General features: G+C 68.1%; 9 protein-coding genes and 1 pseudogene. All 10 read right to left on the bottom strand.

The features are described from left to right. Positions 1-14: 14 nt before the first annotated feature. The gene (locus I2456_RS12275) at positions 15-6,359 is read right to left on the bottom strand and encodes a type I polyketide synthase (protein ID WP_085073114.1); all 6,345 of its coding nucleotides are present in this window, start codon (positions 6,357-6,359) and stop codon (positions 15-17) included. A gap of 66 nt (positions 6,360-6,425) precedes the next feature. Next, on the bottom strand, positions 6,426-7,487 hold the full coding sequence (locus tag I2456_RS12270) for a type III polyketide synthase (protein WP_085073115.1): 1,062 nt from the start codon (positions 7,485-7,487) through the stop codon (positions 6,426-6,428). A gap of 108 nt (positions 7,488-7,595) precedes the next feature. Beyond that, entirely contained in the window at positions 7,596-9,008 is a 1,413-nt protein-coding gene (argH, locus tag I2456_RS12265) for an argininosuccinate lyase (RefSeq protein WP_085073116.1), read from the bottom strand. 88 nt (positions 9,009-9,096) lie between these two features. Then, positions 9,097-10,293, bottom strand: a complete 1,197-nt coding sequence (locus I2456_RS12260; RefSeq protein ID WP_068026193.1) for an argininosuccinate synthase — start codon at positions 10,291-10,293, stop codon at positions 9,097-9,099. 38 nt (positions 10,294-10,331) lie between these two features. Further along, the gene (locus tag I2456_RS12255) at positions 10,332-10,832 is read right to left on the bottom strand and encodes an arginine repressor (protein ID WP_068026197.1); all 501 of its coding nucleotides are present in this window, start codon (positions 10,830-10,832) and stop codon (positions 10,332-10,334) included. Further along, complete coding sequence (argF, locus tag I2456_RS12250; RefSeq protein WP_085073117.1) at positions 10,829-11,755, bottom strand: ornithine carbamoyltransferase; 927 nt, start codon at positions 11,753-11,755, stop codon at positions 10,829-10,831. Before argF ends, I2456_RS12255 begins: the two co-directional genes overlap by 4 nt. Next, the gene (locus tag I2456_RS12245) at positions 11,752-12,939 is read right to left on the bottom strand and encodes an acetylornithine transaminase (RefSeq protein ID WP_085073118.1); all 1,188 of its coding nucleotides are present in this window, start codon (positions 12,937-12,939) and stop codon (positions 11,752-11,754) included. Before I2456_RS12245 ends, argF begins: the two co-directional genes overlap by 4 nt. Next, the gene (argB, locus tag I2456_RS12240; protein ID WP_068026208.1) at positions 12,936-13,817 is read right to left on the bottom strand and encodes an acetylglutamate kinase; all 882 of its coding nucleotides are present in this window, start codon (positions 13,815-13,817) and stop codon (positions 12,936-12,938) included. The genes I2456_RS12245 and argB overlap by 4 nt, the downstream gene beginning before the upstream one ends. Further along, positions 13,814-15,028, bottom strand: coding sequence for a bifunctional glutamate N-acetyltransferase/amino-acid acetyltransferase ArgJ (gene argJ, locus I2456_RS12235; protein WP_085073119.1), 1,215 nt, complete (start codon positions 15,026-15,028; stop codon positions 13,814-13,816). Before argJ ends, argB begins: the two co-directional genes overlap by 4 nt. Next, positions 15,025-16,084: pseudogene (gene argC, locus I2456_RS12230) on the bottom strand (N-acetyl-gamma-glutamyl-phosphate reductase). Before argC ends, argJ begins: the two are co-directional and overlap by 4 nt. Positions 16,085-16,172 lie beyond the last annotated feature (88 nt).

Below are 16,172 nucleotides of genomic sequence, written 5' to 3'. Positions count from 1 at the left end.
TCCTGGTCGGGTCATCAGTTGCCCAGCTCTTCGTCGATGATCGCGAAAAGCTCACTTTCACTTGCTGTTTCGAGGTCATCGTCAAGCGAGTCTGGGTATGGATCAAGGTCGATCAACAGGCTTTGGATACGAGCGGACAACTTCGCCTTTTCCTCCGGGTCCCAGTCGGGGCGGTTGAGCAGCGCTTCGAGTTCGCGGGCAATGTCGTCGCCCCGCGCGCGCTGCTCGGCTTGGTCGCCGGGGGTGGCGGCCAACCGCGTGTCCAGCAGATCAGCCAGCGCCACCGGAGTCGGATAGTCGAAGATCAACGTGGGCGAAAGCGTCAGTCCGGTGGCAGTTTTAAGCCGGTTACGCAGTTCAACGGCGGTCAGGGAGTCGAACCCCAACTCTTGGAAGCGGGCGTTGACGTCGGTGACGCTGGAGTGCCCGAGCACGGTCGCCGCATGGCTGCATATCAGCTCCACCAATTCGCGCTGCCGCTGCTCTGGCCGCATTCCCTGCAGTCGAGAGGCCAACACCGTCTTCGAGGTATCGGGTTCGATCTGGTCGATGACCCGCCGCACCGGACCGGTGACCACGTTGTGCAGCAGCGGTGGAACCGGCGTACCGCTGCTGGCCAGCGCCGCCGTGTCCACCCGAGCGGCCACCAGCATCGGACGGTCGGTTAGCAGAGCGGTGTCCAACAGTCGCAGCGCCTGCTCGGTCGTCAACGGCGCCAAACCGATTTGCACCATCCGGGCTTTATCCCGCTCACCCAGGTGGCGGGTCATCGCCGACGCCTGCTCCCACAGTCCCCAGGCCACCGAAAGTCCGGCCAGTCCCTGCGAGCGCCGATGAACTGCCAACCCGTCCAGGAACGCGTTGGCTGCCGCGTAATTTGCCTGACCGGGGGTGCCCACAACACCCGCCATCGATGAAAACAGCACGAATGCCGAGAGATTCAGGTGCGCGGTCGCTGTGTGCAGATGCCACGCGCCGTCCACCTTGGCGCGCAACACCGCGTCGACCTGCTCGGCCGTCAACCCGGTGATCACCGCGTCGTCCAATACGCCGGCGGCATGAAAGACACCACGCAGATCCGGCAGACTCGCCACCAGGTTCGTAACCGCCTCACGATCCGCCACATCGCAGGTGACCACCTGCACTGCCGCGCTGTCCTGACTGAGTTGCGCCACCAACTGCTCGGCACCCTCGGCCTGCCTGCCACTGCGACTCACCAGCACGACGCCGGCAACGCCGTACCGCTGCACCAAGTGACGGGCCACCGCCGCGCCGGCCATCCCGGTCCCCCCGGTGATGAGCACCGTACCGCCGGCCAGTCCCGCGCCGGCCCCACTGCTGACCTGATCGTCCGGGGCCGCCGGGACGGTCAGGACGACCTTGCCGACATGACGGGCCTGACTGACATAGCGATAAGCCTCCCGCGCACACCGCACATCGAACGTCGTCACCGGGAGCGGGGCCAGCACACCGGCTTCCGACAACCCGACGATCTCGGCCAACATCGACGCGATGCGTTGCGGCCCAGCATCGATCAAGTCGAACGCCTGATACCGCACTCCGTCATGGTGGGCCGCCACCCACTGCGGATCACGGATGTCGGTCTTGCCCATCTCGACGAATCGGCCACCCGGGCCCACCAAGCGCAGCGAGGCGTCGACGAATTCCCCCGCCAAGGAGTTGAGCACCACATCGACCCTGCCGGCGACCGCGCCGAACTTCTCCTCGAACTCACACGTCCGCGAGTCGGCGATGTGGTCTTCGTCAAACCCCATCGCGCGCAACGTGTCCCACTTGGGACGACTGGCCGTGGCGAACACCTCCGCCCCCCAGTGCCGAGCCAGCGCGACGGCGGCCATGCCCACTCCGCCCGTGGCGGCGTGCACCAACACCTTCTCCCCGGCCCGCAATTCCCCCAGCATCGACAAGCCGTACATCGCCGTCAGGTAGACCACCGGCACCCCGGCGGCCTGCACCAACGACCATCCTGCCGGCACCCTGGTCACCAACCGCTGATCGACGACCGCCTCAGAGCCGACCACCCCGAGCAGCCCCATGACCGCGTCACCCACGACCAGCCCGTCGACCGCGGGCCCTACCTCGACGACTACGCCGCCACCTTCCACGCCCAACTCACCGCCACCGGGGTACATCCCCAACGCAACCAGGACATCCCGGAAGTTGACGCCCACCGCCGACACCGACACCCGTACCTGCCCGGCCGCCAACGCGACCCGAGCGGATCGGGCCACCACCACGTCCTCGAGGGTCCCGCCGCCGCCGACGGCGAGCCGCCAATTAGCGGAACCGGCCGGCAGGTCGAGCAACGCCTTCGTGGCGACCAACCGCGCCGCGTAGGGCACACCGCAACGCACGGCCAACGCCGGCTCACCGCAACCCAAAACCGACGCCAGATCCACCGATCCGTCTGAATCGACCAGCATGAGCCGACCGGGGTGCTCGGCTTGCGCCGAGCGCACCAGGCCCCATACCGCCGCACCCGCAAGATCGGTGATGTCTTCGCCGCCGAGCGCCACCGCCCCCCGCGTGACGATCGCCATCACCCCGGCGTCGTCGCTGCGCAGCCACGACTGCACCGCAGTCAGCGCCTCGTGCACAGCCTGATAGACCGAGCGCAGCGCCCCGTCGCGCGCGGCGCTGACGTTCCATTGCTTAACGGGACCGCCACTCGCGGTGTCCGGCGACGGCGCCGGTGACCAGGCGACCTCGAACAGCCCGGCGACGCCGGTAGCCGCGGCCGACAGCGTCTGCGCGGTTACCGGGCGAACGGTCAGTTGCCGCACCGTCAGCACCGGAAGACCCGATCCGTCGGCGAGTTCCACCGAGACCGCATCCGTGCCCGCCGGGGCCAACCGCACCCGAGCCCGCGAGGCTTCCGCCGCGTGGAGGCTGACTCCCTGCCACGAAAACGGCAACACCGTCTGCGGCTCCGGTTCGGTCGCCACCCAGGCGTGCAAGGCTGCGTCCAGCACCGCGGGATGGATACCGAAACCGCCGACCGCGAGGCCCTCGGGTATTGCCACCTCCGCGAACACTTCGCTCTCCCGGCGCCATACCGCGCGCAGGCCGCGAAACGCCATCCCGTACTCGTAGCCGCGCGCCGCCAGCACGCCGTAGGCGTCGGCGATGTCCACCGGCTGGGCACCTGCCGGCGGCCACACCGACAAGTCGGCGGCGGCGGGCACCGCGGGCCCGGCCAGGAGGCCTTGGGCGTGCAATGTCCATCCCGAATCTTGCTGAGCCGCAGACGAATACACTGATACCGCGCGGGTGCCCGTCTCGGTCGCCGCATCGAGCACAACCTGTATCCGGGCGCCGCCGCTGGGCAACACCAGCGGCGTCACCATCGTCAATTCCTCGACCGCGCGGCAGCCGACCTCATCGCCGGCCCGCAGCGCCAATTCCACGAACCCGGCAGCCGGAAACAGTGCCACCCCGGACACCGCATGATCGGCCAACCAGGCGTGCGCGCTCACCGAGAGCCGGCCCGTCAGCACCAGCCCGCCGTCGTCGGGCCGCTCCACCAACGCGCCCAACAGCGGATGGTGCGCCTGCGACAACCCCACACCGCTGACATCGGCGGAACGCTCCTCAACCAGCCAGAACCGTTGGCGCGCAAAGCCGTAGGTGGGCAACTCGACGCGCTGTGCGCCAAGACCGGCGTATGCGGCCGGCCAGTCCACTGGCACACCGGTGACATGAGCTTGCCCGACCGATGACCAGAATCGTTGCAGCCCACCATCGTGGCGGCCCAGGGTAGGGATGACGACGGGCTCCCCGGCGCCACCGCTCGCCGCGCCGGCCAGGGTCTCTTCGATGCCGGCGATCAATACCGGGTGCGCACTGCATTCGATGTACACGCGATACCCGCCGTCACGGGCGTAGCGAATGGCTCTCTCGAAGTGAACTGGCTGCCGGATGCTGCGGAACCAGTAGTTGGCATCCAATCCGGCGGTGCCCATGGGAGCCCCGGTAACGGTGGAGACGAACGTGATCGGTGAAGGCCGCGGCGCAAGGCCGGCCAGCGCCTCGGTCAGGGGCGCACGAATCGCGTCCACCTGCGCCGAATGCGATGCGTAGTCCACGTCGATCCAGCGGGCGCGGATGTTGTCTGCCTCGCAGCGCTGCACCAGTTCGGCCAAGGCGGTGACGTCGCCCGCGACCGCGACCGCCGAAACACCGTTGATCGCAGCAATATTCACTCGATCGCCCCACTGAGTAATCAGCTGCAACGCCTGGCGCTCCGGGCAGGCCAGCGACACCATGCCACCGGCACCCGACAACCGCACCAGGAGCCGGCTGCGCAGCGCGACCACCCGCGCGGCGTCTTCCAGCGACAGCGCACCGGCCACGTAGGCGGCCGCGATCTCTCCTTGCGAATGCCCGATCACAGCGTCGGGACGCACACCCATCGAGCGCCACAGCTCGGCCAGCGACACCATGACCGCCCACAGGACCGGTTGCACCACATCGACCCGGTCCAGACTCGGTGCGCCGGGCGCGCCCCGGATCACATCGAGCAGTGACCAGTCCACGTACTCCCCGAGCGCTTTGCCGCACCGCTGCATCTGCTCGGCGAAGACGGGTGCCGCATCGAGTAATTCGGCGCCCATCCCGATCCACTGCGAGCCCTGTCCCGGAAACACGAACACGGTCTTGCCGGCCGAGCGCGCGCGACCGACCACCACCCCGTTACCCGGCTCGCCGGCGGCCAACGAGGCCAAGCCGGCCAGCAGCTGGTCCCGGTCGCTGCCCACCACCACGGCCCGGTGCTCAAACACCGAGCGGGTGGTGACCAGTGACCACCCCACATCGGCAGATTCAAGCTCGGGACGCTCACCGACCCAGGCCCGTAACCGTGCGGCCTGGCGGGCCAGCGCGTCGGCCGATCGACCCGACACCACCCACGGCACGGCGTTGTGCACTGGGCTATGCTGCCGGACAACGTCATTGGTGTCAGTGGGGGCCTGTTCGATGATGACGTGTGCGTTGGTGCCGCTGATGCCGAATGACGACACGCCCGCCCGCCGCAGCCGATCCACCGCCGGCCACGGACGTGGCTCGGTGAGCAATGACACCGCGCCCGCCGACCAATCCACATGCGGCGTGGGCACGTCCACGTGCAAGGTCTGCGGCAGCAGGCCATGCCGTATCGCCTGCACCATTTTGATCACCCCGGCCACCCCGGCCGCCGCCGAGGTATGGCCCATGTTGGATTTGATCGACCCCAACCACAGGGGCCGGTCCGCCGGACGGCTTTGCCCGTACGTCGCCAAAAGCGCTTGGGCCTCAATGGGATCCCCCAACGTGGTGCCGGTGCCATGCCCTTCCACCACGTCGACGTCCGCCGGACCCAACCGCGCACCGGCCAGCGCCGCCCGAATCACCCGCTGCTGCGCCGGACCATTGGGCGTGGCCAAGCCGTTGGAGGCACCGTCCTGGTTGACCGCCGTCCCGCGCACCACAGCCAACACCGGATGCCCCAACCGCTGGGCATCGGTCAACCGCTCCACCACCAAAACACCCACACCCTCGGCGAACCCGGTTCCGTCGGCCGCGCCCGCGTACGCCTTACACCGCCCGTCGGCAGACACCGCCCGCTGCCGGCTGAAGTCGACGAAGAACGCCGGGGTGGCCATGACCGTCACGCCGCAGGCCAACGCCAGGTCACATTCACCCGACCGCAAGGACTGAACCGCCAAGTGCAACGCCACCAACGACGACGAGCACGCGGTGTCCACCGACACCGCGGGGCCTTCCAACCCGAGCACGTAGGCCACTCGTCCGGACGCCACACTGAGCGTCGAACCGCGCAGCCCGTAGCGCTCCAGATCACCGGGCATTCTGCCCTGACCACCGTAGGAGCCGTGGAAAATTCCGGTGAATACGCCCGCTGGCGAGCCCTTCAGGCGCAGCGGGTCAATTGCGCTGCGCTCCAACGCTTCCCACGCCACCTCCAGCAGCAGCCGCTGTTGTGGATCCATTGCCAGCGCTTCGCTGGGTGCGATGCCGAAGAAGGTGTTGTCGAAACCGGCTACGTCAGCCAGGAATCCGCCGGCCCTGGCGTATGACTTACCGATCGCGTCGGGGTCGGAGTCGAACAGATTCGCCAGCTCCCAGCCGCGGTCAGCGGGGAACTCGGAGACGACGTCGCGGCCGGTCGCGACCATCTCCCACAGCGCGTCGGGTGAATCGACGCCACCAGGGTAGCGGCACCCCATGCCGACGATCGCGATGTCGGTTCGCGCCAGGAATTCGCGGTTTTCACGCTTGAGCCGCTCGTTTTCCTTCAGCGTTGCCCGCAGCGCCCTGACCAGTTCGTCTTGAGTGCTGTTCATCCAACCCAGCCTCTCGTACTGCTCAACCGAACCGGCAACGGATGCCTCGGCGTTGCCTGCGGCACATCAGGGCCAGCGCAGCAACACAAGCTCGGAACAGAATCCGGGGCCCATCGCGATCATCAGTCCCGGGCTGCCGCTCGGTGGTGGTTTGGCAAGGGTGTCGCGCAGCACGTGCAGCACCGACGCCGACGACAGGTTGCCGATCTCGCTCAACGAGCGCCAGGTCAATTCCAATGCGTCCGGGGGCAAGTCAAGGCTCTCGGTGATCGCTTCGATGATCTTGGGGCCGCCGGGATGGGTGACCCACGCGCCGACGTCGTCGGTGGTCAGGCCGTGCACGGACAGGAAGCCGTTGATGTCGTCGGCCAGATATTGCCGGACGACTTGGGCCAGGTCCTTGGACAGGACCAGTTCGAATCCGGCGGCGCCGACGTCGTAGCCCATGGTGCGCAGCGAGTCGGGATAGAGATTGCTGCGCGAGTCGATGATGGCGGGTCCGCGCGCGTCGATCTGCTCGGCGCGACGCTCGCCGACGGCCACCACGGCGGCGGCTCCGTCGGCGAACAGCGCGCTGCCTACCAGGCCGGCCACCGAGGGTTTGTATCCGGGGTAGGTCAGCGAACACAGCTCGACCGAAATGAGCGCCGCGATGCCGTCCGGCGCGCCGCGCAGGTAGTCGTGCAGTCGGCCTACCCCCGCCGCGCCGGCCACGCAGCCCAAGCCGAACAGCGGGACCCGGCGCACATCCGGTCGCAGACCGAGCTTTCCGGCGATGCGGGCATCCAGCGACGGCACCGCCAATCCGGTGACCGTCGTGGTGATCAGCACGTCGAGGTCCTGGGGTTGCAGCCCGGCCTCTTCCAAGGCGCCCAGGAGCGCTTGGCAGCCCAGGTCGACCGCCTTTTCGATGAAGATGGAGTTGGCGCGGCCGAAGTCGGTCAGCGTGGGATAGGTCTCGATCGGCAGGACCAGGTGGCGGCTGTTGACCTTGGCGCTGGTGTGCAGCTGCCGGACGATGTCTTCGTAGTCGTGGAAATCGGGAATGCTGACGAAGAAGTCAGTCAGCTCTCTCTGGGAATACCGATAGGGCGGCAGTGCACCGAATACGCCTGAAATGACGCTCATTGGATCCACCCCTTGGTGACGATCATCCAGGCCGACCGGTTCAACCCGCTTGCCATAAAGGTTGAAGTTTAGTCGGGCGGCCGCAGACCGACAAAGCAGCGACGCCGGTCAGCGCCTCAGCTGTTCACCCAGCCGTTGAGCGGTGACCCGTACCGCGTCCAGCTGCTTGGCGACCTGAGCCGGGGCAGTCCCGCCGCGGGAATCCCGCGACGACACCGAGCCCTCGATGGTCAGCACCTCCCGCACCTGCGGCGTCAGCTCGGGGCTGATGGCGGCCAGTTCGTCGTCGGTCAACTCCGGCAGCCCGACACCGCGCTGCTCGGCGACCCGCACCGCGGCGCCCGCCGCCTCATGCGCGGAACGGAACGGAACACCTTGTCGCACAAGCCATTCCGCGATGTCGGTGGCCAAGGTGTAGCCGGCCGGAGCCAACGCGGCCATCCGCTCGACGTCGAACGTCAGGCTGGCGACCAGACCGGCCATGGCAGGCAGCAACAATTCCAGCTGCGCCACCGAGTCGAATACCGGCTCCTTGTCCTCCTGCAGGTCGCGGTTGTAGGCCAGCGGCTGCGCCTTCAGGGTTGCCAGCAGGCCGGCCAGATTGCCGATCAGTCGCCCGGACTTGCCGCGGGCGAGTTCGGCGATATCCGGGTTCTTCTTCTGCGGCATGATCGAGCTGCCGGTGGACCAGGAATCATGCAGCCGCACATAGCCGAATTCCGTCGAACTCCACACGATGATGTCCTCGGCGAGCCGCGACAGGTCGACGGCGATCATGGCGAACACGAACGCGGCTTCGGCGGCGAAATCCCGGGCGGCGGTCGCGTCGACGGAATTCTCGGCGGCGGTGGTGAACCCGAGATCGGCGGCGATGGCGTCGGGGTCCAGGCCCAGCGACGACCCGGCCAGGGCGCCCGATCCGTACGGGGAGACCGCCGCGCGTTTGTCGAAGTCGACGATCCGGTCGACGTCGCGCAGCAGCGGGTGGGCGTGGGCGAGCAGATGGTGGGCCAGCAGGATGGGCTGGGCGGACTGCAGATGCGTCTTGCCCGGCATGATGGCTTCGGGGTGGGCGGCGGCCTGGTCGGCCAGTGCGGTGACGACGTCGAGCGCACCGGCGGCGACACGGCGTACCGCGTCGCGCAGCCACATCCGGAACAGGGTCGCTATCTGGTCATTGCGGGACCGGCCGGCCCGGAGCCGGCCGCCGAGGTCAGGGCCGACCCGCTCGATCAGCCCCCGCTCCAGCGCGGCGTGCACATCTTCGTCGGTGACCAGCGGGCCGAAGCTGCCGTCGGCGACATCCTGGGCCAGGCTGTCCAATCCGGCCAGCAGTCCGTCCCGTTGCTCGTCGGTGAGCAGCCCCGCGCGGTACAAGACCACGGTGTGGGCGCGGGAGGCGGTGATGTCGTAGGGCGCCAGGACCCAGTCGAAGTGGGTGGACTTGCTCAGCGCGGCCAGCGCGTCGGAGGGACCACCGGCGAACCGCCCGCCCCACAGCGACCCCTGGTTGGTGCTCACGAGGTCACCTTCGCCCGGCGAGCAGACGCAGACTCGTACCAAAGTGGGCCGTAATGTGCGACTTTGTGTCTGCTCGCGGCGGAGATCCTCACCGCAGATCCCGGCGGGCGGCCAGCTTGGACGACAACCCGTGTACGTACACGAAACCCTTGGCCGCGGACTGGTCGAAGGAGTCGCCTTCGTCGTAGGTGGCCAGGTTGAAGTCGTACAGCGACTCCGCGCTGCGCCGGCCGTTGACCGCGATGTGACCGCCGTGCAGCACCAGGCGCACCTCGCCGGAGACGTGCTCCTGGGTCTTGGCGACGAAACTTTCCAGCGCGATCTTCAGCGGCGAGTACCACAGCCCGTCGTATACCAGTTCGGCCCACCGCTGGTCGGTGGTGCGCTTGAACCGGCCCAGGTCGCGTTCCAGGGTGACGTGCTCGAGTTCGGTGTGCGCGGTGATGAGCACCATGGCTCCGGGCGCCTCGTAGATCTCGCGGCTCTTGATGCCCACCAGCCGGTCCTCGACGACGTCCAGGCGTCCCACCCCCTGCGCGCCGGCGCGGCGATTGAGCTCCTCGATGGCTTGCAGCATCGACACGCGGTTGCCGTCGATGGACACCGGGACGCCGCCCTCGAAGCCGACGATCACCTCGTCGGGCGTGTTCCAGTTGACGGTCGGGTCTTCGGTGTAGGCGTAGATGTCTTTGGTGGGCGCATTCCACAGGTGCTCGAGGAAGCCGGTCTCCACCGCGCGGCCCCACACGTTCTGGTCGATGGAGAACGGGGAGCGCTTGGTGACGTTGATCGGGATGGCGTTCTCCTCGGCGAACGCGATCGCTTTCTCACGCGTCCACGCGTAGTCACGGACCGGCGCAAGGACCTCCAAATCCGGTGCCAGTGAAGCGAATCCGACTTCGAACCGGACTTGGTCGTTGCCCTTGCCGGTGCAGCCGTGCGCGACGGTGCTGCCGCCGTGCTCGCGCGCCGCCGCCACCAAATGCTTGACGATCAGCGGCCGGCTGATCGCCGAGACCAGCGGGTAGCGGTCCATGTAGAGCGCATTGTTCAAGATGGTGGGCAGGCAGTACTGTTCGGCGAATTCGTCACGCGCGTCGACGACGACCGCCTCGACGGCGCCGCAGTCCAGCGCGCGTTGGCGCACCACCTCCATGTCTTCGCCGCCCTGGCCGAGGTCGATCGCCACCGCCACCACCTCGCGGCCGGTCTCCTTGCCGATCCAGCTGATGGCCACCGAGGTGTCCAGACCGCCGGAGTACGCCAGGATGACGCGATCTGACATGAACCAATCTCCTTAACTTCGGCCGAAACGGCAGCAGCTTATTTCAGGCGTTCCAGCGCGGCGGCCAGCTCGGCGCCGGTCATCGGCTCTCGGGCCGCCACGAATACGGTGTCATCGCCGGCGATGGTGCCGACCACGTACGCTAACGCGGCGCGGTCGATGGCGCTGGCCAAATAGTGCGCCCCGCCGGGTGGGGTGCGTAGTACCGCGAGGTTTGCGCTGGCGTCGGTGGACACCAGCAATTCGCCCAGCAACCGCGACAGTCGGCTGGTGCCGCCGGCGACGCCGCGCACGGGGCTGCCGTCTTCGGGCACGACGTAGACGCCGACGCCGCCGTCGGCCCCGCGCAGTTTGACCGCACCCAATTCTTCGAGGTCGCGCGACAGCGTGGCCTGGGTGACCTCGATGCCTTCGGCGGCCAGCAGGGAGGCCAGTTCGGTCTGGCTGCGCACCTGTTCGGTCGACAGGATGGCCACGATGCGGGCCTGGCGGCCGGCGCGGTTCGCGCTGACCTCGGGGGCTTTGGATGCGCCGCTCATCGGGACCGCTCCAGTAGCCACACCAGGAGGGCTTTTTGCGCGTGCAACCGGTTCTCGGCCTCGTCCCACACCACGCTGGCCGGGCCGTCCATCACCTCATCGGTGATCTCGTCACCGCGGTGGGCCGGAAGACAATGCAGCACAAGGGCTTCCGAATCGGCCAGGCTCAGTAGCCGGTCGTTGATCTGGTAGGGCCGGAAGGGTTCGACGCGATCCAGCCCGTCGTCTTCTTGGCCCATGGAGGTCCAGGTGTCGGTCACCAAGATGTCGGCGCCGCGGGCGGCCGCGTCACCGTCGGTGGTCACGGTCACCGAGGCGCCGGTCGCTTCGGCGCGCTGCTCGGCCGCGACCAGCACGTCGGCGTCGGGCAGGAACCCGTCGGGACCGGCGATGGTCACGTGCATCCCGGCGGTGACCCCGCCCAGCATCAGGGAGTGCGCCATGTTGTTGGCGCCGTCGCCGAAGTACGACATCCGCAGTCCGCTCAACGAGCCTTTGCGTTCGGCGATGGTCTGCAGGTCGGCCAGGACCTGGCAGGGGTGGAACTCGTCGGAGAGCGCGTTGACGACGGGCACGGTCGCGGTGGAGGCCATGGCGGTCAGGCGCTCCTGCCCGAAGGTGCGCCAGACGATGGCGTCGACGTAGCGGGACAGGACTCGTGCGGTGTCTTCCAGGGTTTCCGCGCGGCCGAGCTGGGTGCTGCGGGCATCGACGACGACGGCCTGGCCGCCGAGCTGGGAGATGCCTACCTCGAAGGAGAACCGGGTGCGGGTGGAGTTCTTGTCGAAGATGACCGCGACGCCGCGGGGTCCGTCTAGTGGGCGGCGGCTGAACGGGTCTTTCTTCAGTTCGGCGGCCAGCTGCAGGACTTCGGCCTGCTCGGCGGGCGAGAGGTCGTCGTCGCGCAGGAAGTGGCGGGTCACGAGTGCGCTCCAGCCGCATCCAGGATGCTCGGTAGGGCGGCCACGAAGCCGTCGAGCTGCGCTTCGGTGATGATCAGCGGCGGCGCCAGCCGGATGACGTTGGGAGCGGCCGCGTTCACCAGGTAACCGGCGTCGCGGGCGGCCGCCTCGGCGGCCTTGGCGTGGGGAGCGGTCAGGACCACGCCCTGCAGCAGGCCCCGGCCCCGGACGTGGTCGACCAGCCGATGACCGAGCGATTCCACCCCGTGCTGGAAGGACTTGCCCAGCGCCGCGGCGTTGGAGATCAGGTCCTCGGTCGCCAGCACCTGCAACACCGCCAAGGCCGCGGCGGTGCAGATCGGGTTGCCGCCGAAGGTGCTGCCGTGCAGGCCCGGGGTGAGCAAGTCCGCGGCCGGTCCCACGGCTAGGCAGGCGCCGATGGGCAGCCCTCCGCCGAGACCTTTGGCCAGGGTCACGACATCGGGGGTGACCTGCTCGTGCTGGTGAGCATAGAAGAGGCCGGTGCGGCCCATACCGGTTTGGACCTCGTCGAGGACGAGCAGCGCGCCGTGCTCGGTGGTGATCCGGCGGGCCGCGGCGAGGTAGCCCTCGGGAGGAACGACGACGCCGCTCTCCCCCATGATCGGTTCCAGGAACACCGCGGCGGTTTCGTCATCGACGGCGTCGGCCAGCGCGTCGGAGTCGCCGTACGGGACGTGGGTGACGTGACCGGGCAGCGGTTCGAACGGCGCCTGCTTGCTCGGCTGGCCGGTCAGCGCCAGCGAGCCCATGGTTCGGCCATGGAAAGCCTCTTGTGCGGCAACGACTTTCGTCCGGCCGGTGAGGCGAGAGATCTTGAAGGCCACCTCGTTGGCTTCGGTGCCCGAGTTGCAGAAGAACACCCGCGCCGGGGCTTCGGTGCTCAGGTGAGCGACCACTTGTTCGGCCAGCGCGATACCGGGTTCGGTGGCATACAGATTCGACGTGTGACCCAGGGTGGACAGCTGCCGGGTGACGGCTTCGATGACCGCGGGGTGGCGATGCCCGAGCACGTTGACCGCGATGCCACCGAGTAGGTCGAGGTAGGTGTTGCCGTCGGCGTCGCTGACAACGGCACCTTCGCCGCTGGCCAGCGCCAACGGCGGGGTGCCGTAGTTGTTCATCATCACGGCTTCCCACCGGGCGCGCAGGTCTGCGGTACTCATGCCTTGACCACCTTGGTGCCGGTTCCGGCGTCAGTGAAAAGCTCGACCAGCACACAGTGTTGGACTCGCCCGTCGATGACGTGCGCGCTGGGCACGCCGGCGTTGACCGCCCGCAGGCACGCTTCGACTTTGGGAATCATCCCTGTCTCCAGCGTTGGTAGCAGTTGCGCCAAGGTGCCGGTGTCGATCTCGCTGACCAACGAATCGCGGTTCGGCCAGTCCGTGTACAGGCCTTCGACGTCGGTGAGCATGAGCAGCTTTTCGGCGCCCAACGCCTCGGCCAGTGCCGCCGCGGCGGTGTCGGCATTGATGTTATGCACCACGCCGTCGGCGTCGGGCGCCAGCGTGGACACCACCGGAATGCGCCGCGCGGTGATGAGATCAAGCACCGCGGCGGTATTCACCAAGTCGACGTCGCCCACCAAACCGATGTCGGTGGCCACCCCGTCGACGGTGACACTGCGCCGCACCGCGGTGAACAATTGCGCATCCTCACCGGTGATGCCGACGGCGTAGGGCCCGTGCGCGTTGATCAGGTTGACCAATTCCCGGCCTACTTGGCCGAACAACACCATGCGCGCCACGTCGAGCACTTCGGGTGTGGTGACCCGGAATCCGCCCTTGAAGTCGCCTTCGATGCCCAGCCGGCGCAGCATGGCGGTGATCTGCGGCCCACCGCCATGGACGACGACGGGATGGATTCCGCAGTTGCGCAGAAATGCCATGTCGGCGGCGAACGCTTGCCGCAGCGTCGCGTCGGTCATGGCATTGCCGCCGTATTTGACGACGACGATCTGGCCGTGCAGCTGCTTGAGCCACGGCAGGGCCTCGGCGAGCACCTGCGCCTTGACGGGGGTGGGCAACACGTGGACGGTCATGAGCTGTAGGCCGAGTTCTCTTCGACGTAAGCGTGGGACAAGTCGGTGGTGCGGATCGTGGCGTGCCCGTCACCCACGGCAAGGTCGACGGTGATGTCGATGTCCGGCGTCGACAGGTCGACCTCGCGCGCGCCCGGCGCGCCGACGCTGTTGACGCAGACCGGGAAACCGTTGAAGGACACGGTAATCCGATCGGCATCCAAGGTGATCGGTGCCATGCCGACGGCAGCCAGCACTCGGCCCCAGTTGGGATCGGAGCCGAATACCGCGGTCTTGACCAGGCTGTCGCGGGCGATGATGCGGGCGGCGGTCAGCGCGTCGTCCTCGGTGGCCGCTCCGGTGACGGTGACGGCGACCCGCTTGGTGACGCCCTCGGCGTCGGCTTGCAGTTGCGCGCACAGGTCGTCGCAGACGCGCAGCACCGCGTCGTCCAGGTCGGCTTGCGACGGCGCGACCTCGCTGGCCCCCGATGCCAGCAACAACACCGTGTCGTTGGTGGAGCAACTGCCGTCGATGTCGAGCCGGTCGAAGGTTCGTGCGGTCGCCCGGCGCAGCGCCTGATCGAGTGCTGCGGAGTCAGCGACCGCGTCGGTGGTGAGCACACACAGCATGGTGGCCAGCGACGGCGCCAGCATGCCGGCGCCTTTGGCCATCCCGCCCACCGTCCAGTTGTTCTGGTGGTGCAGCGCAACCTGTTTGGGCACCTTGTCGGTGGTCATGATGGCGTGGGCCGCGTCGTCGCCCCCGGTCAGGCCACCGGCCATTTCGTGCACGATGTGGGTGACCCCGGCAAGCACCTTGTCCATCGGCAGGCGGTCGCCGATCAGCCCGGTGGAACAGACCGCCACTTCGATGGCGCCGGTCTCGGTTCCCCAGTCCGACAACGCCGCGGCCACCGCCTCCGCGGTGGCGTGCGTGTCCTGGAATCCGCCGGGGCCGGTGCAGGCGTTGGCGCCGCCGGAGTTGAGTATGACCGCGCGCAGCCGGCCGGTGGTGAGCACCTGTTGGGTCCACAGCACAGGGGCGGCTTTGACTTTGTTGCGGGTGAAGACCCCGGCGGCCGAGTAGTCCGGACCCTCGTTCAAGACCAAGGCCAGGTCCAGAGCACCCGACGCTTTGATCCCCGCAGCGATGCCGGCGGCGCGGAATCCGGCCGGCGCGGTGACGCCTTGGGCGCGCAGCAGTTTCGGGTGATCGGTGACGTCAGTCATGGCGCCACTCCCACCACCGACAGTCCTTCGGCCTCGGGCCAGCCCAGCGCCAAGTTCATCGACTGCACAGCGGCACCCGCCGTGCCTTTGACCAGGTTGTCGATGGCCGCGATCGCCACGAACGTTTCGGCGGCCTCGTCCACGGCGACGGCGATGTGCGCCGCGTTGCTGCCGATCACCGCGCCGGTGCGGGGCAGTTGTCCCTCCGGCATGAAATAAATGAAAGGTTCGGCGTCATAGGCCTTTTCGTAGGCCGCGCGCAGCGCCGACAGCGGCGCCCGGGTCCGCGCGGTGCACGTGGCCAGGATGCCGCGAGAGGTTGGGATGAGCACTGGGGTGAACGACACAGTGACTTCACGGTCGCTGACGGCCCGCAGGCCCTGGGCGATCTCCGGGGTATGCCGGTGGACTCCGCCGATGTTGTAGGCGCGCGCCGATCCGATGACTTCCGCGCCGAGCAGGTCAGTTTTGGCGGCCCGACCGGCGCCCGAGGTGCCGCTGACGGCGACCACCGTCACGGCCGGCTCGATCAGGTCCTCGGCCACGGCGGGCGCCAACGCCAGCAGTGCGGCGGTGGGATAACACCCCGGCACCGCGATGCGGCGAGCGCTCCTGAGCCGGTCACGGTGATCGGGCAACTCGGGCAGCCCGTAGGGCCAGCTGCCGGCGTACGCGGAACCGTAGAAGCGTTCCCACGCCGCCGCATCGGTGAGGCGGAAGTCGGCCCCGCAATCGATGATCACGGTGTTCGGATCGAGTTGTTCGGCCAGGGCCGCCGAATGTCCGTGCGGCAGGCCGAGAAAGACGACGTCGTGACCGGACAGTACGTCCAAGTCGGTGGGTTCGATGACGCGCTGCGCCAACGGCGTCAGGTGTGGATGTTGCTCGCCGAGTGTGCTGCCGGCGCTCGACGCGGCGGTCAACGAGCCGATTGTCAGACGCCCCTGGGCATAGGCTGGGTGCCCGAGCAGAAGCCGGAGAATCTCCCCACCCGCGTATCCGGTGGCGCCGGCAACCGCAATCCTGATCTCGTCGGCCATTTCGACGATTCTGCATGGTTATGCAGGTGTTTGCAAATCAATTCCTGCCGGGCTCGCGACGCCACGAGGGCTGGCCCAGAGGAGGCGGTGAGCCTGCCTGAACC

The sequence above is a fragment of the Mycobacterium kubicae genome, from assembly GCF_015689175.1.
Taxonomy (GTDB): Bacteria; Actinomycetota; Actinomycetes; order Mycobacteriales; family Mycobacteriaceae; genus Mycobacterium; species Mycobacterium kubicae.
This window is presented reverse-complemented; position numbering and strand designations above follow the sequence as displayed.